At 69.9% G+C, this 16,971-nt stretch carries 16 protein-coding genes; 7 read left to right on the plus strand and 9 right to left on the minus strand.

All coding sequences use genetic code 11. The annotated features are described in order from the left end of the window. Window positions 1–288: 288 nt before the first annotated feature. The 4 genes from ACZ7DY_RS21390 to ACZ7DY_RS21405 all read right to left on the minus strand — a co-directional run bounded on the left by ACZ7DY_RS21390 (window position 289) and on the right by ACZ7DY_RS21405 (window position 3,702). On the minus strand, window positions 289–1,287 hold the full coding sequence (locus ACZ7DY_RS21390) for a slipin family protein (RefSeq protein ID WP_471137729.1): 999 nt from the start codon (window positions 1,285–1,287) through the stop codon (window positions 289–291). 143 nt (window positions 1,288–1,430) lie between these two features. After that, complete coding sequence (locus ACZ7DY_RS21395; protein WP_471137526.1) at window positions 1,431–1,919, minus strand: DUF5994 family protein; 489 nt, start codon at window positions 1,917–1,919, stop codon at window positions 1,431–1,433. A gap of 304 nt (window positions 1,920–2,223) precedes the next feature. Beyond that, entirely contained in the window at window positions 2,224–2,664 is a 441-nt protein-coding gene (locus ACZ7DY_RS21400) for a DUF5994 family protein (protein ID WP_471137527.1), read from the minus strand. Window positions 2,665–2,697: 33 nt separating this feature from the next. Then, complete coding sequence (locus ACZ7DY_RS21405) at window positions 2,698–3,702, minus strand: acyl-CoA desaturase (RefSeq protein ID WP_471137528.1); 1,005 nt, start codon at window positions 3,700–3,702, stop codon at window positions 2,698–2,700. An 828-nt stretch (window positions 3,703–4,530) separates the two neighbouring features. Between ACZ7DY_RS21405 and ACZ7DY_RS21410 the strand changes: the two genes are divergently transcribed. The 3 genes from ACZ7DY_RS21410 (at window position 4,531) to ACZ7DY_RS21420 (ending at window position 6,784) form a co-directional block, all read left to right on the plus strand. After that, on the plus strand, window positions 4,531–5,109 hold the full coding sequence (locus ACZ7DY_RS21410) for a DUF5994 family protein (protein ID WP_471137529.1): 579 nt from the start codon (window positions 4,531–4,533) through the stop codon (window positions 5,107–5,109). A 943-nt stretch (window positions 5,110–6,052) separates the two neighbouring features. Next, on the plus strand, window positions 6,053–6,442 hold the full coding sequence (locus tag ACZ7DY_RS21415) for a hypothetical protein (protein WP_471137530.1): 390 nt from the start codon (window positions 6,053–6,055) through the stop codon (window positions 6,440–6,442). Between the two features lie 102 nt (window positions 6,443–6,544). Next, complete coding sequence (locus tag ACZ7DY_RS21420) at window positions 6,545–6,784, plus strand: hypothetical protein (RefSeq protein ID WP_471137531.1); 240 nt, start codon at window positions 6,545–6,547, stop codon at window positions 6,782–6,784. A 193-nt stretch (window positions 6,785–6,977) separates the two neighbouring features. On the opposite strand, the gene ACZ7DY_RS21425 is transcribed toward ACZ7DY_RS21420, so the two are convergent. The 3 genes from ACZ7DY_RS21425 to ACZ7DY_RS21435 form a co-directional block, all read right to left on the minus strand. Beyond that, window positions 6,978–8,321, minus strand: a complete 1,344-nt coding sequence (locus ACZ7DY_RS21425) for a class I SAM-dependent RNA methyltransferase (RefSeq protein ID WP_471137532.1) — start codon at window positions 8,319–8,321, stop codon at window positions 6,978–6,980. A gap of 114 nt (window positions 8,322–8,435) precedes the next feature. Beyond that, on the minus strand, window positions 8,436–10,520 hold the full coding sequence (locus tag ACZ7DY_RS21430; protein ID WP_471137533.1) for an APC family permease: 2,085 nt from the start codon (window positions 10,518–10,520) through the stop codon (window positions 8,436–8,438). Window positions 10,521–10,745: 225 nt separating this feature from the next. Further along, window positions 10,746–13,139, minus strand: coding sequence for an MMPL family transporter (locus ACZ7DY_RS21435; protein ID WP_471137731.1), 2,394 nt, complete (start codon window positions 13,137–13,139; stop codon window positions 10,746–10,748). A 217-nt stretch (window positions 13,140–13,356) separates the two neighbouring features. Here ACZ7DY_RS21435 and ACZ7DY_RS21440 point away from each other — a divergent pair, with 217 nt between their 5' ends. The 4 genes from ACZ7DY_RS21440 (at window position 13,357) to ACZ7DY_RS21455 (ending at window position 15,531) form a co-directional block, all read left to right on the plus strand. Continuing rightward, window positions 13,357–13,689, plus strand: a complete 333-nt coding sequence (locus ACZ7DY_RS21440) for an ArsR/SmtB family transcription factor (protein ID WP_471137534.1) — start codon at window positions 13,357–13,359, stop codon at window positions 13,687–13,689. After that, on the plus strand, window positions 13,689–13,928 hold the full coding sequence (locus tag ACZ7DY_RS21445) for a hypothetical protein (RefSeq protein ID WP_471137535.1): 240 nt from the start codon (window positions 13,689–13,691) through the stop codon (window positions 13,926–13,928). The genes ACZ7DY_RS21440 and ACZ7DY_RS21445 overlap by 1 nt, the downstream gene beginning before the upstream one ends. A 257-nt stretch (window positions 13,929–14,185) precedes the next feature. Next, window positions 14,186–14,854 carry a potassium channel family protein gene (locus tag ACZ7DY_RS21450; protein ID WP_471137536.1) on the plus strand — a complete coding sequence of 223 codons (669 nt, stop codon included), beginning with the start codon at window positions 14,186–14,188 and terminating at the stop codon, window positions 14,852–14,854. Then, window positions 14,854–15,531 carry a potassium channel family protein gene (locus ACZ7DY_RS21455; RefSeq protein ID WP_062770899.1) on the plus strand — a complete coding sequence of 226 codons (678 nt, stop codon included), beginning with the start codon at window positions 14,854–14,856 and terminating at the stop codon, window positions 15,529–15,531. Before ACZ7DY_RS21450 ends, ACZ7DY_RS21455 begins: the two co-directional genes overlap by 1 nt. Before the next feature lie 203 nt (window positions 15,532–15,734). Here the strand turns inward: ACZ7DY_RS21455 and ACZ7DY_RS21460 are convergent, their stop codons facing one another. Next, window positions 15,735–16,463 carry a DUF3159 domain-containing protein gene (locus ACZ7DY_RS21460; protein ID WP_471137537.1) on the minus strand — a complete coding sequence of 243 codons (729 nt, stop codon included), beginning with the start codon at window positions 16,461–16,463 and terminating at the stop codon, window positions 15,735–15,737. A 3-nt stretch (window positions 16,464–16,466) separates the two neighbouring features. Next, complete coding sequence (locus ACZ7DY_RS21465) at window positions 16,467–16,865, minus strand: OB-fold nucleic acid binding domain-containing protein (protein ID WP_355804503.1); 399 nt, start codon at window positions 16,863–16,865, stop codon at window positions 16,467–16,469. Between the last annotated feature and the right edge of the window lie 106 nt (window positions 16,866–16,971).

The raw sequence follows: 16,971 nt of genomic DNA on the forward strand, positions 1-16,971 counted from the left end.
TCCCCAGGAGGAGCCGTACTGTCGCCACAACCGGCCGGTGCCGGAGGGGATGCCGTACTTCTCGCGGAGTTCCCGCACGCGCGCGTCAGGTCCCTCGCCGAACACACACGCAAACCGCTCCTGTTCCCGGGGCGACCCGGGAACAGGAGCGGTTTCGCGCTCCCTGACAGGACGTCAGGTTGGGCCGGCTCAGGCCAGTTGCCGAACTCGTGTCAGACGTGCGTCACTCGCGTCAGGCGTGGGTCACGCGCGTCGGGCGAGCGCGCCGCCCCGGGCGGTCCGGAACGGTCAACCGCTCAAGGCTTCCTCGGCGTCGAGCCGCGTCGGCCAGTTGTCCCGCCGCTCCCGGGCCACCTCGGCACGGCCGCCGGCCGGCTCTTCGGGCAGGGAGGCCGACGGTGCGGAGGCCGGTGCGGGGATGACGGGCTCGGGGATCACGCCCCCCGCGGGAAGCGCGGCCTGCCCGTCGCTCCGGCGCGCGGGCCGCGCCTCGGGCTCGGCGCCACCGTCCCCGCCCTGGTGCTGGTGGCTCTGGCGCTCGAAGAAGCGGAGCATCTCCACGGGGAACGGCATCACGAGGGTGCTGTTCTTCTCGGCGGAGACGTCCACCACGGTCTGCAAGAGGCGCAGTTGGAGCGCTCCGGGGGTGTCGGCCATGGTCGCGGCGGCGTCGGTCAGCCGCTGGGAGGCCTGGAACTCTCCGTCGGCGGCGATGACCCGCGCGCGGCGTTCCCGCTCGGCCTCGGCCTGCTTCGACATCGAGCGCATCATCGACTCCGGAAGGGCGATGTCCTTGATCTCGACGCGCTCGATGCGCAGTCCCCAGGGCTCCTCGGTGGGGGCGTCCATCACCTTCTTGAGTTCCGCGTTGATGTGGTCACGGTCGGAGAGCAGCGTGTCCAGGTCGGCCCTGCCGATGACCGAGCGCAGCGACGTCTGGGCGATCTGGGAGACGGCGGCCGGATAGTCGCGCACGTTCACCAGGGCCTTCACGGGGTCGACGACCTTGAAGTAGACGACCGCGTCGACGGTGAGCGTCACGTTGTCGGCCGTGATGGCCCCCTGCGGCGGGATGCCCAGGACCTCGGTCTGTACGGACACCTTCCGCATCCGGTCCCCGATCGGCCGGATGACACGCAGGCCGGGCCCGCGGATGTCCGGCAGCAGCCGCCCGAAGCGGAACACCACGCCCTTCTCGTACTGCTGCACGTTGCGCAGGCTCAGCGCGAGCAGGACGATCCCGGCCACGGCGCACACCGCCGGCACGGCGATCAGCACACCCATGATTCCCACTTTCCTTGCGTCGATGACGGTCCCGGACCCGTGGTCCGGGAGGCACACGGCACGGGAGGACCCCGGCCTGTCGTCTGAGGTGCGGCCGGGGTCTCGGGCTGCTGTCGGGTCTTCGGTGGCCGGTCTGCCGGCCCGCTTCAGCCGGGACGCCCCGGGGAAGCGCCGGTCCGATCGGCAGGGGTGATTCCGGTGTCGGCCAGAATCCGCTCCGCCGAAACGGCGTTGTCGTCCCGTACGGCCATGACCATCGCGGCCCGCGCGGGGCCGGGACCGGCCCCCGGCGGCACCACCAGGAACAGGAAGTGGTCCTGGTCGCCCCGGGTGACGATCATGGTGCTGTCGCTCACGGCGGACCAGTCGAGGTGGACCATGTCCCCTTCGACGAACAGATGGCCCGGGGTCTCGGCCCACTCGCTCGCGTCGAGGCCCACACGAGCGATGGGACCCAGGCGGGCCGTCAGCGCGGTGAGGAGACCTGACAGCTCGCTCCTGAGGTCGCGCGTCCGAGGCCACCACGCGCCGTCGAACGTCCCCGCACGCCTTGCTGTCGTCTCCATCCGCAGGACCGCGGTACCGGGAAGCACCGGCTCGCCGCTCGTGTCCGACAGGAGCCTGACGGTGTTCATGGCGACTCCCTTGCCTCAGCGAGAGCGGCGGAACCTCGATGCTCGGTCTCCGACACCGTGCGCGGGCGCGCCGCGTCCGTCATCGGCCGGTCGACAAACGAATCCTGCTCCGGACCGGCCGGTGCCGGCCCGGCGGGATCAGATCGCCGAAAGCGTCAACGGCATGGACGCCGGTGCACGAAATACCCTCGGTAACACGAGCGTACTCCGCCGACGTCCCGAGCGGACTTCTCGTACGCCTGCCCGGCGGTCCGGCGGCCGGGCCGGGGTGCCACGGACCGCGGCGGCGCCCCGAAGGCCGCCGTCACCGATCGGCGGCTCCCGACCCCACGCTGTCCCTCAAGGCAGTGGCCACACCCTCCATCAGCTGCCCGGCCTCCGCCTCCGTGGCGGCAGGCGGCACCACCAGCAGGTCCCACCGGCCCCGGCCGGGTGCCAGCAGACAGACGGTGGACGTGGAGTGCTGGGTGGTCGTCCGGCGCAGGCGTACGACCTGGTCGGCGACGAGCAGCCGGCCCGGGAACGGGGACCATACGGACTCGTCCACGAGGACGCTGGTCACCCGTCCCCAGGCGGGCGGCAGTGCGGCAAGCAGCCTGGGCAGTTCGGACACCAGATCGGGCGAGCGGGGCCACCAGGCGCCGTCGATGCGCCGGGGCATGTAGCCCTCCACGGGCTGGGAGATCAGGCTCAGGCGGACGGCGGACGACGAGGAGGAGAGCGGGGACGGCGGGGCAAGTGTCATGAGGACTCCTGGACGGGATGCGGTCGCTGGGGTTCACGCGCGGCGGGCGGCGAGGCGGTCCGGGGTGGGCCAGCGCACGTCCCAGACCCAGCCGAGGCGTTCGAAGAAGCGGATCACGGCGGCCGACGGGTCGAGCTGGCCGCGGTCGACGCCGTGCCGGGCGCAGGTGGGGTCGGCATGGTGCAGGTTGTGCCAGCTCTCGCCGAACGAGAGCAGGGCCAGGGGCCACAGGTTGGTGGCGCGGTCGTGACGACGGGTACGGAACGGCCGCTCACCGATCACATGGCAGAGGGAGTTCACGCTCCACGTGACGTGCTGGAGCAGGGCGACGCGGACAAGTCCCGCCCACAGCAAGGCGGTCAGGGCCGGCACCCAGCTGCCGCCGATCAACCACCCCACGGCGAAGGGCAGGGCGAGCGTGAGGACACACAGGGCCGGGAAGGCCCGGGACACGGCCCGGATGTCGCGGTCGGCCAGGAGGTCGGGAGCGTAACGCTCCGCCGAGGTGCGGTCGTTGCGGAAGAGCCAGCCGACGTGGGCATGCACCAGTCCGCGTAACTGACCGCGTACAGAGGTGCCGTAGCGGTACGGAGAGTGCGGATCGCCCGGCCGGTCGGTGAAGGCGTGATGGCGGCGGTGGATGGCGACCCAGCCGATCACGTCACCCTGGAAGCTCATGGACCCGGCCACCGCGAGCGCGGTGCGCAGCGGCCGGGCGGCCCGGTAGCTGCCGTGGGTCAGGCCACGGTGGAAGCCGACCGTGACGCCGAGGCCCGTGACGGTGTAGAGCACCGCGGCGAGCAGGACGTCGAGGGGATGGATCAGGCGGCCCCACAGCAGCCAGATGCCCAGACCGAGTGCCAGGAAGGGGAGGAAGACGATCAATGCCGTGATCACCAGGGAGAGCCGCTCACTGCCGGTGCGCTCGGCAGCCGTTCCCGCACAGGGGAAGGCTTCTCTCCCGTCGTAACCCTGGGACGGCGGGGCGGCGCCTTCCGGCGGGACGACGGACGGGGAGCGGAGCGTGTGGAGAGACATGCGCGGTCCTTGACCTCGTTGACGGCAGTGCGGCCGGGGTCTCGGGCTGCGCCTCTTTCGACGATGGGTGCGTCAGCGCGACGCTGGGAGCGGATGCGAGTCGCACGAATGGTGGGTACGGGAGCTACGGGCGCTCTCGCTGGTGGGCGCGATCGGCGGGCGGTCTGCTGGAGCGGGGCGGAGCGGACCGGCGGCGCGCGAGGCACCCGTGCCTGAGTCAAGTGCCCGTTCCTGAGGGGCCGAAACGAGGACGAGACCGGTTGGGACGCCGGAGTACGACGCGCCGTCGACGTTGTCAGCGTACCCCTGCCGCTCGGAACGGCCGCTCCAGCGCGACAGAGTGGTGCGGTGGACGCCACCAGTCGACGCCCACCGAGACGGTTCATCGAGACCGGCTGGGGCCGTACTGGCGACCACCGCGGTTCGGAGGAGTCGCGAGGGGACACGGCGAAGGAGAGACTCGCATCCTCGCGCCGCGGTCGCCGTTCGGGGACGGCGGCCGTTCGGGGACGGCGGCCGTTCGGGGACGGCGGCCGTTCGGGGACGGCGGCCGTTCGGGAGCGGAGTTCCTCCGTCGGCGGCATCTCGCCGAGGGCGCCCGGTGTCCACGCGGTCGTGGCCGTGCGATGCCGTGGGTGGGTCGGGACACGCATCCCGGGAGCGGTGTACGAACCCGATGGCTCCGCGTGGTCCGTTGAGCCGCTACCGGGAGTAGCCTGAAGGTGCCGAGAGCATTTCGCACACTGGCTTCCACGCCGACGTCGTTCTCGGCGAGCAGAGACGCCGGGCCGCCGTCCACGGACGGTCGCCCGGAGACGGGTTCGCGCCATGTCCGCGACCATCAGCCTTCTTCCACCGCTCCCACACCAACCCGCGGCCGACGCCGTCCGCCTCGCGCTGAAAGCCCCGGGTTCGCCCCGTGGCCTGCTGGACGGCGCCTGGTGGCCCCGCTCCCGTGACCTGCTGCGGGAACTGCCCGATCTGACCGACGTGTTGGACCCACGCTGGGGCCGCGTCACCCGCATCGCCGTCAATCCCGCCCACTGGCCCGCCATCCCACGCAAGGTGCCGGTCCACGGGCACGTGGTGAAGGCCGGCTGGTTCACGCCGGAACTCGACCCGCACGAGCTCCTGCTGCTCTCCTACACCGTCGGCAACTGGAACCTCTTGGTGATCCCGCCAGGCACCGACGCCGACGCGGCCGCACGACTGATGACCGCCGCGAGCGACCCCGCGGGTCCGGCGCTGACCGCGAGCGCGCTGATGGCCGCGGAGGAAGCCCGCCACGGCGCCTCGCCCGCCGACGGGGCACGAGGTTCCGAGGAGACGTGGGAGTACGAGGGCGGCGCGCCCCCGACCCACTCCGCCGCCATGTCCGTGACCGGCCGCCCCGGTATGGAGCGGTGACCGTCATGACCACCAGCGCCGGGCCGATCATGACCACGGGCGCGGCACGTGAGTTCCAGCGGCCCGACGCGCAGCGCGCCGAACGGACGTCACCACCCGGCAACGGCCGGTTCGCACCCGACGGCCACGGCACTCGGAACAGCACCACGCGACGGCTTCCGGGCCGACCCGGGCCCCCCGCCGTCCCCGAACGCCGCGACCACCGCGACGGTGGCCGCGGACGCCGGCGCCCGCGACGCCGAACCCAGCGAGCACACGGCCGAGGCCGACCCGAAGCACGACCGGCGCCAACCTCGGCCCTGCGGCCCGCAATTGAACGCGAAGCGCTTCGCACAAGGGAGCGCTCAAGCGGCCCGTATCAATTGCATCGGCATCACCGATTCTGAGCACTCTCATCGCCTTAGTCGGCCGACGCGCCTCGGACGAGACACAGACGGAGACGGACCGCATCGACCTCAACACCCGCGCGACGAAAGGTCACCGCCCCCGAGGGCGCGCGACGCCCCGTCGGCCGGAGACCGAGGCTGAGCACGGGGACGTACATGAATGCCCCGTAACGGCTCCACCCGCACACACCGGCGACACGTACTGGCCCGAGGAGGGACTCGCCCCATACCCGCGTCGTCGCGGCCCATCGCGTCATCCGGTTGCTGCGCCGGGCCTTCACCACGGACGAGCCCGGCAGCTACCCGCCGGAAGACAACGGCACGCGTATCCACTCGCGGCAGTTCTTGGCCACCACGCAACTTCACGCCATCGCCCTCTGTGTCACCCCGACAACTTCTTGCCGTCACACCTCTGCGCCGCCGCAGTTTCATCCCCATCCCGGATACGAACGCGCGAGTTGCTTGCTCGTGCGTTCGAATGCCGGGATGTAGCCAGCGACAACTGCCGCTCGGTCGAACCCCCACAGGAACTGCCGCGCACCCGTGAGACTGGCGTGATGAGACGAACCCTGACTGCCCTTGCCGTAGCCGGTGCCCTCCTTCTTCCGGGGTGCAGCGCAAACGACGTGGACAGAGACGGACCGCCGACCCTGACCGCGTCTCCCGACCGAACGGCCGGCGACCTGGCCGATCGCTACCAGAAGGCCGGTGGAGACCGCGGCATCTACGGCATCCGTCACGCGGAGGACAAGAACAACATCCCAGTGCTGACCGTATGGACCCGTAAGAAGGCCGGCTATCCGTCCTTTGACGACTTCGCCATCAAGCTGGCGACTTTCCTGACCGACGAAGGCATCCGCTTGGACCAGGGCTACGTGCTCAACGTATTCGGCCCGGACGGAACCCGGTTGCACACCTACGACACCACCCAGACGAACATTTCTTGAGACGCAAGCCGCTCACCACCCTTCTCGTTGCGCTGCCTCGAGCACCGTCCTGAGGGTCACCCCCGTCCCGGCGGCACACGCCGACGGGCCGGACAAGGAGCCGTGCAACCCCGTGATCGCCCATCCCGGCACAAGGGGCAGAAGACCAGCCGGGAGTACGAGGGCAAGCTCGCCCGGCTCTCCGCCGAAGGAAAAGAGGCCCTCAAGGACTGGGACATGCACAACAAGTCGAGCTCCGCCTATTACTGGACCTGGTACCGCACTCTCAACGACGGCGAAGCAAAGATCACCGGCTGGCGTTCCCGCCCGATCGCCTCACTCCCGGCGACAGGTCCGATCTGAACCAGCCTTGGCGTCTGGCGGGCGTTCGACCCGAGGTCCGAGCCCGACACCGCATGCCGTTCAACTCATTCAAGATCACGACAAATACCGAAACACACAGGGTCCCGACTCCCTCGAATGGGCCGGCTTCCCCGACCGGCCCCTGGAAGAAGCCTCACAGACTGCCAGAACGCGCGATCAGCGGAACTGCGGATCAGCGCCCCTTCTCGGCAGGCTCCAGAATCGCCACGCACTCCACATGATGCGTCATCGGGAACAGGTCGAACGCCCTCAGCGTCCGCACCCGGTACCCGCCCTCCCTGAAATACCCCAGGTCCCTGGCCAGGGCTGCCGGGTCGCAGGCCACGTAGGCGATTCGGCGGGCTCCCAGGCCTGTCAGGTGCTTCACCGTCTGCTTGCCCGCGCCCGCGCGGGGCGGGTCCAGGACGATCAGGTCGGCCTCCGTGATGCCCGTGCGCGGGAGGACCGATTCGACCTTGCCCTGTTCGATGCGGACGCGGTCGAAGGACGCGAGGTTGTGGCGGGCGTCCTCCACCGCGCGCTTGCCGGACTCGATGCCGAGCACCGCGCCCTTCTCGCCGACGCGGTCGGCCAGCGCGCCCGCGAAGAGGCCGACGCCGCAGTAGAGGTCGAGGGCCGTGTCGCCCTTGCGGGGGGTGAGGCCCTGCATGACGGCGAGCATCAGGGTCTCGGCCGCCTTCGGGTGGACCTGCCAGAAGCCGCCGCTGCCGACGCGGTAGGTGCGGCCGTCGGCCCGTTCGCGGACGAAGGGGCGGCCGTGGACGCGGTGGATGCCGCCGTCCTTCTCCTCCACCCGCATCACCGAGACCGGCTTGTCGAGCTCGACGATGGGCAGGCGCGCGCCGGGCTTCGGGGCGAGGATCACCTGGCGGTCCTGCGAGCCGGTCGCCGCGATGGCCTCGATCGAGGCCATGCCCGACCAGTCGCGCTGCTCGATGCCGAGTTCGGAGACGCCCTCGGCGGCAATCATGCAGTGCTCGATCGGTTCGACCTCGTGCGAGCGGTGGCGGCGCAGGCCCGCGTTGCCGTCAGCGTCGACCGCGTACTGCACGCGCGTGCGCCAGGACGGGACCTCGCCCGGCGGCAGCTTGTCGCCCTCCGCCGGCATGACCGTGCCGTCCCAGCCCGCTTCCTCGGGGGTGAGGCCGGCGAGGCGTGCCAGCTGTTCGGTGATGACCTCGCCCTTGAGGCGGCGCTGGGCGCCCGGCTTCGCGTGCTGCCAGTCGCAGCCGCCGCAGCGGCCGGGGCCGGCGTACGGGCAGGGGGCCTCGACCCGGTCCTTGGAGGGGTCGAGGATCGTCACCGCGTCGGCCCGCAGGAAGCGCGCGCCCTCCTCGCCCTCGGTCACGCGGGCGATGATCTTCTCGCCGGGCAGCGTGTGCCGTACGAAGAGGACCTGGCCCTCGGCCGTACGGGCGATGCAGTGGCCGCCGTGCGCGACGGGGCCGACCTCCACCTCGTACTCCTGGCCGATCAGCGAGTTCCCCGCCTGCGGATTCTTCGGTTCTGCCTGCATGGCGGGGTGACTCCACTACGTCAATGAAAAAGGGGAACGGCCGGACTACAGCCCACCAGTCTACGTGGGTGTCGTCCGGCCGTCCGACCATGAGCCCGGAGGACTCATGGGGAGTCACGCCTTGTTGCTCGGTTCCTTCTTGCTCGGTTCCTTCTTGTTCTGCTCCTTGGGGCGCCTCGGCTTCTCCACCGGGCCGCGCCGCACCGCTCCCGGCGCGTTCCACTCCTGGCGCCTGCGGGCCCGCTTCTTCGCGGCCTCGGAGGAGTCCAGCTGGTAGGGGACGGAGGTCACCATCACGCCGGGCGTGAAGAGCAGGCGTCCCTTGAGGCGCAGGGCGCTCTGGTTGTGCAGCAGGTGCTCGTACCAGTGGCCCACCACGTACTCGGGGATGATCACGCTGACCACGTCGCGCGGGCTCTCGCGGCGCAGGTTCTTCACGTACTCGATGATCGGGCGCGTGATCTCGCGGTAGGGCGAGTCGAGAACCTTCAGCGGCACCGTGATGCCGCGTCGCTCCCACTCCTCCTTGAGGGCCTTGGTCTCCGCCGGGTCGACGTTGATGCTGAGCGCCTCCAGGTCGTGCGAGCGCATCAGCTTCGCGTACGACAGGGCGCGCAGCGTCGGGCGGTGGATCTTGGAGACCAGGACGATCGAGTGGACGCGGGAGGGGCGCACGCTCTCGTCACCCGGGGTGTCGGGGGCGGCGATCTCCTCGGCCACGCGGTCGTAGTGGCGGCGGATCGCCGTCATTGTCGCGTAGAAGATGCACATGCCGAGCAGCGCGACCCAGGCACCGTGCGTGAACTTGGTGACGAGGACGACGACCAGCACGAGGCCCGTGAAGAAGGCGCCGAAGGTGTTGATCGCGCGGGAGCGGACCATGCGGCGGCGCTTGTTCGGGTCCTTCTCAGCGGCCAGGTGGCGGTTCCAGTGCCGGACCATGCCGATCTGGCTGAGCGTGAAGGAGACGAAGACGCCGACGATGTAGAGCTGGATGAGGCGGGTCGAGTCCGCGCCGTAGATGACGACGAGGAGCGCGGCCGCGCCGGCGAGCAGCACGATGCCGTTGGAGAACGCGAGGCGGTCGCCGCGGGTGTGCAGCTGGCGCGGCAGGTAGCGGTCCTGAGCCAGGATCGAGCCGAGCAGCGGGAAGCCGTTGTACGCGGTGTTGGCCGCGAGGAAGAGGACCAGCGCGGTCGCCGCGGCGAGGATCATGAACGGGAAGCTGCCGTTCCCGAAGACCGCCTCGGCGACCTGCGAGATCACCGGGTTCTGGACGTAGTCCGAACCGACCGGGACGCCGTTGTGGAACAGGTCCTTCGCGGGGGCCTCCGCCATCCGGACCTTGGTCGCCATGGCGAGGACGATGATTCCGCAGAACATCGTGACGGCCAGGCCGCCCATGAGCGCCAGCGTCGTCGCGGCGTTCTTCGACTTCGGCTTGCGGAAGGCCGGCACGCCGTTGCTGATCGCCTCGACGCCGGTGAGCGCGGCACAGCCGGAGGAGAAGGCCCGCAGGAGCAGGAAGACGAGCGCGAAGCCCGCGAGGCCCTGGTGCTCGGGCTTGATCTCGTAGTCGGCGGTGGGCGCGCGCATCGCGTCGTCCAGGACCAGACCCCGGAAGGCGCCCCACGCGATCATGATGAAGACGCCGGCCACGAAGACGTACGTCGGGATCGCGAAGAGCTTCCCGGACTCCTTCACGCCGCGCAGGTTCATCAGCGTGAGGAGGACGATGACGGCCACCGCGCAGAGCACCTTGTGCTCGACCACGAAGGGGACCGCGGAACCGAGGTTCTCGATGCCCGAGGAGATCGATACGGCGACGGTCAGGACGTAGTCGACGAGCAGGGCGCTCGCGACGGTGAGGCCGGCCCTGGGACCGAGGTTGGTGGTGGCGACCTCGTAGTCGCCGCCACCGCTCGGGTAGGCGTGCACGTTCTGTCTGTAGGACGCCACGACCGTGAACATCAGCACGACGACCGCGACGGCGATCCACGGGCTGAAGTGGTAGGCCGACACACCCGCGATGGAGAGGACGAGAAGGACCTCTCCCGGCGCATACGCCACGGAGGAGAGCGGGTCGGACGCGAAGACGGGGAGTGCGATGCGCTTCGGCAGGAGCGTTTCTCCGAGCCGGTCACTGCGCAGTGCGCGCCCGATGAGGATCCGTTTGGGCACGTCGGTCAGTTTGGACACGCAGAGGATCGTAAGCGTTCGAACGGGGGCGCGCCCACCCACCACCCCCAACTGCACCGGTTATCGGCCTTGTGCGATCCTTCGCGCCGGTCATCTGGTCCTTCGGTGCGCTGGTCCTCTGGTCCTCTGCCTGTCTGGTCCGCCGGTCCGCCGGTTCTCTGCTCCTGTGCTCCTCCGGTTGTCTGAGGACCTGAGGAGCCGAGGACCTGAGGACCTGAGCACCGGTCACCCGCGGTCGTACCCTCCTCCCGCCGCGGTCTCGTACGGCGCCGAGTGCGGCGCAAGGTATGGAGCCGCGTGCCGTTCCGCGAGCCTGGCCTCGGCGCGGCGGATCGCGCCGGACGGCCACCACGTGGCGCGTCCGAGGAGGAGCAGCGCCGCCGGCAGGATCATGACGCGGATCACGAACGCGTCGAGCAGCACGGCCGCCGCGAGGACGAAGCCCATCTGCTTCATCTCCAGGATGTGCAGCATCACGAAGCTCGCGAAGACGGTGACCATGACGATCGCCGCGCTGGTCACGACCTTGGCGGAGGACGCGATGCCGTCTAGGACCGCCCGCCGCGTGGGTACGCCGTTCAGCGCGGCCTCCCGGATCCGGCTGACCACGAAGACCTGGTAGTCCATCGACAGTCCGAAGAGGATCACGAAGAGGAAGAGCGGGACGCGCGAGGAGATGCCGTCCAGCGACTCGAAGGAGAGCAGCCCCTCCGCCCAGTCGCCCTGGAAGACGAGGACGAGCAGGCCGAGCGCGGATCCGACCGAGAGCAGGTTGAGGAGGGCGCCGAGCACTCCGAGTACGACGGAGCGGAACGCGAACACCGTCATGGCGAAGGTCATCAGGAGCAGGAAGCCGAGGACGAGCGGCAGTTTCTCGTTCTGGTGGCCCACGTAGTCGACGCCGCGCGCGACCTCGCCGGTGACGGCCGTCTCGACGCCGGGCAGCTTGCCGACGGTCGCGGGCAGGTATTTCTCGCGAAGGTGCTCGAGTGAGACTTCAGCGTTCTTCGAGTACGTGGGGTGCGGAGAGTTGAGTTCCAGGGTGGTGGTCCTCCGGTCCTCTGAGGAGCGGAGGAGCGGAGCACCGGAGGGGTGCGAGAAGAGCCGGTCGGACTGAGCGGCGCGGTCGAGGTCCGTCAGGGCCTTGCGTACGTCACCGGCGTCCGAGGCCTCGGCCCGGACCACCACGATGTGCCGGACGCGCAGCTCCGGGAAGGCGTCGAGCAGCCGGTCGTACCCCTTCATCGCCTCGATGTCGCGCGAGAAGCTGTCCCGCGCCGGGTTCTTCAGGTTCATGTTCAGCGCGGGCACCGCGAGTCCCAGCAGGGCGAGGACGGCGACGCACAGGGTGAGCGCGGGGCGCTTGCGGGCCGGGGCGAGCAGGGCGTTCCAGACGCGGCCCGACTCCTCCTGGGTCTCCTTCACCCCGGGCATCCCTGAAGTCGCGGACGCCTGGGCTATACCTGAAGTCACGGACGCCTGGGACATCCCTGAGGCCGCGTACGCCCCGGCCGTCCTCGACCTGCCGTACCGCCGGGCGGGCCGGCCCTTCGCCAGGCGCTTGGCCGCGCGGCGCTCCGTCCGTCGGCCGAGCTTGACGAGCAGCGCGGGCAGCACGGTCACGGAGCTGACCACGGCGACGGCGACGACCAGGATCGTGCCGGTGGCGAGCGAGTCGAAGATGACGTCACGGGCGAGGAAGAGCGCCGTGGTGGAGACGATCACCGCGAGCCCGGAGACCACGATGGCGCGGCCCGCCGTCGCCGCGGCGGCCTCGACCAGGGCCTCGGAGGTGAGGCGGCCGCCGGCCCGGGCCCGTTCCTCGCGTTCGCGCTTGAGGTAGAAGAGCGTGTAGTCGACCCCGACGGCCATGCCGATCAGCAGGATCATGCTCATGCCGACGCCGGTGTCGGGCAGCAGGTGCGAGGCCAGCATTGCGAGGCCCATCGTCGCCATGATCGAGGTGACGGCGAGCAGGACCGGTACGCCGACCATCACGACCGAGCCGAAGACCACGGCGAGCGTGATCAGCGTGATCGGCAACGTGATCGCCTCGGAGAACTGCAGGTCCTTGTCGCGCTGGTCGTCGACGCCCTTGCTCACGGAGGCGTCGCCGGTCTCCTCGATGGTCAGGTCGGGGTGGGTCTTCTTGACCCGTTCGGTCGCGGCCTGGAGCGGCGGGACGTTCTTTTGGTCGTCCTGCTCGGAGCCGTGCAGCTCCACCTGGACCCGCAGGACGCGGCCGTCGGCGGACGGTACCGGGGGTGCCACCGAGGCGACCTCGGGCAGCGCCTTCATCCGGGCGGTGATGTCCTTGACTGCTGCGGCCGCGGCCGTCTTGTCCAGCGGACCGGAGTCGTTCCCGGACCGGATGAGCACCTGCTCCGTGGACCGCATCGGCAGGCCGCCGTCGGTCGCGAGGGCCTCGGCCCGGCCCGCCTCGCCGACGCGGAAGTCCTCCGCGGTGGCGCTGTTCATGCCGGCCGCGATCCCGCCCCCGAGGCAGAGCGCCACGAAGACCAGCCAGCCGATGATCGCCAGGCCCGGGTGCAGCGCGCTCCACCGGGCCACGCGCACCGTGGCCGATCGTTTTCTCGTTCCTGTGCCGCCCGTAGCCATGCCCATTCCCACCCCTCGGTCCCTCGGCGCACTTGCGTCGCGCCTTCATGTGTAAGTGGAGACTGACAGGTGAAGGATTGAGTCGTCAACTGTCATTCAAAGGTGCGGAAAGCGTCGGCCGACGGGCGGCGCGGTGGGCGTGCGGGCCGGATTGACAGCTGATCCCGTCATGCGTAAGCCTTGACTGACAGGTTTCGGACCAGCGCGAAGGCGGACCATGGACAGCGAGGAGCTGCTGGCTTTTCTCGCGGCGGTCGGCCACGCTCAGCGCATCCGGATCATCAATGAGCTCTCGGCCGGCCAGCTGTACGTCAGTGAGCTGGCCCGGCGGCTCGGGGTGTCTCGTCCCCTCCTCTACATGCATCTCGAACGCATGGAGAAGGCAGGCCTCGTCGTCGGCCGCCTGGAACTCTCGGACGACGGCAAGGCGCTCAAGTATTTCGAACTGGCGCCGTTCGACGTGCGGTTGAACATCGATACGATCGTGGCCGCCCTCCGGCAGGACCAGACGGGCGAGGACGAACAGCACTCACCAAGGGGGACGTCCTAGTGGAAGACGTGATCATTCCGGTCGCCTTTTTCCTGATACTCGCCGGCGCGATCGTCGCGGTCGCGTACTTCCAGTCGCAGCGCAACCGCGAGCGGGACCGCCAGTACGCCGAGGCCATGCACGGCTACCGCGAGGCCGTCGAGCGCGCGAGGTCCGAGCAGGAGGCGACCCGGCTGCAGCTCGTCGAGCTCGGCCACCGTCTGCAGAACGTCGAGGGACTGCTCCGCAGCGTGGACTGACCGGCCGCGGGCCTGCCGGCCGGCCTCCGGTGGCGGCGCCGGGTCGTCTCCCCCGGATCCGGCGGGCGTCGGTCTCATCCCGCGCCGCGCCCTTCGCGTCCACGTGGGTGAGTGCAAGGGCCTGGTTGCGGCTTAAGCTCGTCTCTTGGCAACGCCGCACGCTGTTGCCCCGTTGTTGCCAGCAGAGTGAGAGAGAAGAGTGAGCACGATGTTTTCGCAGGTCAGCGGGATGACCAGGAGTGCGGGGTAATAGACAGGTGCACATCGTCATCATGGGCTGCGGGAGAGTCGGGTCCGCTCTCGCACAGAATCTCGAACAACAGGGGCACACGGTCGCCGTGGTCGACCAGGACCCGACCGCCTTCCGGCGCCTCGGCTCCGGCTTCGGCGGCCGCCGCGTGACCGGCGTCGGCTTCGACCAGGACACCCTGCGCGAGGCCGGCATCGAGGAGGCGGGCGCCTTCGCCGCCGTCTCCAGCGGCGACAACTCCAACATCATCGCCGCCCGCGTGGCCCGCGAGATGTTCGGCATCGAGAACGTCGCGGCCCGCATCTACGACCCGCGCCGCGCCGAGGTCTACCAGCGCCTCGGCATCCCGACGGTCGCCACGGTCCGGTGGACCGCCGACCAGATGCTGCGCCGCCTCCTCCCGTCCGGCGCCGAGCCGCTGTGGCGCGACCCCACCGGCGGCGTCCAGCTCGCCGAGGTGCACGCCTCGGCGGCCTGGATCGGGCACAAGATCAGCCAGCTCCAGGAGGAGACCGGCGTACGCGTGGCCTTCCTCACCCGGCTGGGCGAGGCGGTCCTGCCGACCTCGCAGACGGTCCTGCAAGAGGGCGATCTGGTGCACGTGATGATGCGCACCGATCAGGTCGACAAGGTCGAAGCGGCATTCGCCGAAGGCCCCGAGGAGGGCGGTCAGTGATGAGGGTCGCCATTGCCGGAGCGGGTGCGGTGGGTCGCTCCATCGCCGGTGAGCTCCTGGAGAACGGCCACGAGGTCCTTCTCATCGACAAGGCGCCGACGGCCATCTCCGTCGAGCGCGTCCCGCAGGCGGAGTGGCTGCTCGCCGACGCCTGTGAGATCACGTCCCTGGACGAGGCGGCGCTGCAGCGCTGCAACGTGGTCATCGCGGCCACCGGCGACGACAAGGTCAACCTCGTCGTCTCGCTGCTCGCGAAGACCGAGTACGGGGTTCCGCGGGTCGTCGCCCGCGTCAACAACCCCAAGAACGAGTGGCTCTTCAACGAGTCCTGGGGCGTCGACGTCGCGGTCTCCACGCCGCGTCTGATGTCCGCGCTCGTGGAGGAGGCGGTGAGCGTCGGCGATCTCGTACGGCTGCTGCGCTTCAGCCACGGCGACGCGAACCTCGTCGAGCTGACGCTGCCGCCCGAGTCGGCCCTCGCGGGTACGCAGGTCGGCGACGTCCAGTGGCCCGAGGACACCTCGCTGGTCACGATCATCCGCGGTACGCGCGTGCTCGCGCCGACGGCGGATGACTCGCTGGAGGCCGGTGACGAGCTGCTCTTCGTCGCGGCACAGGCGCGTGAGGAGCAGCTGGAGGATCTGCTTTCGGTGCGGCGTGAGGATGCGGTGGGCTGAGGCCGCCCCGGCTTACGGTGGTGAGGGGGCACCCGGAACTTGGCGTTCCGGGTGCCCCCTCGTTTGCTGTGGGGTGCCGCCTGCGGTCGGTGGGCGGGTGCGGGTTCTTTCTGGCTGGGCGCGCAGTTCCCCGCGCCCCTGGGACGCCTGCGGCTCGGTCAGATGGGTCCACTGCCCTAAGGGGTGCCGCCCGTGGGTGGGCGTCAGGCGTCGCGGGGTTCCTTGGATCGGGCCTTTTCTGCCTCTTCCGCTGCTTCCATTTCCGCGAATACGTCGATCGGCGGCGGGGCCTTCGCCAGGAAGACCCAGGTGAGGTAGACGGCGAGCAGGAACGGGGGGATCTTCAGGGCGACCAGGACCCAGCCGAACTGCGTGGTGTCCGCCCACCAGTACAGCGGGAAGAGGATCGCGCACTTGGCGAGCAGGATCAGGCCCCAGGCCCAGCTGGCCTTCGCGTAGGCCTTCTTGCGGCCCGGGTTGCGGGTGCGCCAGGAGAGGTTCTCCTTGAAGACCGGGCCGAGGATGAGGCCGATCAGGGGGACGCCCGCCAGGGTCGTGATCATGTACGCCAGGGCGAGGCCCAGGGTGTAGAGCATGCCCGGCAGGTAGAAGTCCTTGGCGTTGCCGGTCATCATCGCGAAGACCACGCCGAAGGCGACACCGAAGACACCGCTGAACGCGTGCTTGACGGTGTCCCTCATGACCAGGCGGACCACCACGAGCACCACGGACACCGCGAGGGCCGCGATGGCCGACATGTGCAGGTCCTTGTTGATCGTGAAGATGGTCACGAAGAGCAGGCCGGGGACGACCGTCTCCACCATGCCCCGCACGCCGCCGAAGGCCTCGAAGAGCGCTGCCTCGGTCACGGCCCGGGAATCGGCGTCCTGCCCGGCACTCCCGTGGTCCGTCGGCTTGTCGAGGGACGTCACCGGTTACTCCCGTCCGAGGGGTCTGAGTTCGTACTTGGGGTTGAAGAGCACCCGGCGGCCCCGGCTCATGGAGATCCGGCCCGATGCGATCAGCTTGCGCCCCGGTTCTATACCCACGATGGAGCGCCTGCCGAGCCACACCACGTCCAGCGCCGCCGAACCGTCGAACAGCTCGGCCTCCAGGGCGGGAACCCCGGCGCGTGGTCGCAGAGTGACCGTGCGCAAGGTACCAGTAACGGTGACTATCTGGCGGTCTTGGCAGTCGCCGATGCGGACGCAGCCCGCCGTCTCCGCGTCCTCGCGCAGCTCCTCCGACTCCAGGTCCTCCTGGGAGGAGGAGAGCCGGTCGAGCATGCGCCGGAAGCGGCCCGCCGGCTTTTCGGAACCAGGAACAGCACTCATGCAAGAAGCGTACCGGGGGCCACCGACACGAGGGAAAGCGGTGCGCTCATCTGTGCTTATGTCCGCTCAGTACCCGCTCGGGCACCCGCTGAAGCAAGGAATCCGG

The sequence above is a fragment of the Streptomyces sp. NPDC037013 genome (genome assembly GCF_055607265.1).

Excerpts from the sequence above, each read along its gene's own strand:
- ACZ7DY_RS21395 (WP_471137526.1), bottom strand. The coding sequence starts at position 1,919 with ATGAACACCGTCAGGCTCCTGTCGGACACGAGCGGCGAGCCGGTGCTT.
- ACZ7DY_RS21400 (WP_471137527.1), bottom strand. The coding sequence starts at position 2,664 with ATGACACTTGCCCCGCCGTCCCCGCTCTCCTCCTCGTCGTCCGCCGTC.
- ACZ7DY_RS21405 (WP_471137528.1), bottom strand. The coding sequence starts at position 3,702 with ATGTCTCTCCACACGCTCCGCTCCCCGTCCGTCGTCCCGCCGGAAGGC.
- ACZ7DY_RS21410 (WP_471137529.1), top strand. The coding sequence starts at position 4,531 with ATGTCCGCGACCATCAGCCTTCTTCCACCGCTCCCACACCAACCCGCG.
- ACZ7DY_RS21415 (WP_471137530.1), top strand. The coding sequence starts at position 6,053 with ATGAGACGAACCCTGACTGCCCTTGCCGTAGCCGGTGCCCTCCTTCTT.
- ACZ7DY_RS21425 (WP_471137532.1), bottom strand. The coding sequence starts at position 8,321 with ATGCAGGCAGAACCGAAGAATCCGCAGGCGGGGAACTCGCTGATCGGC.
- ACZ7DY_RS21435 (WP_471137731.1), bottom strand. The coding sequence starts at position 13,139 with ATGGCTACGGGCGGCACAGGAACGAGAAAACGATCGGCCACGGTGCGC.
- ACZ7DY_RS21440 (WP_471137534.1), top strand. The coding sequence starts at position 13,357 with ATGGACAGCGAGGAGCTGCTGGCTTTTCTCGCGGCGGTCGGCCACGCT.
- ACZ7DY_RS21455 (WP_062770899.1), top strand. The coding sequence starts at position 14,854 with ATGAGGGTCGCCATTGCCGGAGCGGGTGCGGTGGGTCGCTCCATCGCC.
- ACZ7DY_RS21465 (WP_355804503.1), bottom strand. The coding sequence starts at position 16,865 with ATGAGTGCTGTTCCTGGTTCCGAAAAGCCGGCGGGCCGCTTCCGGCGC.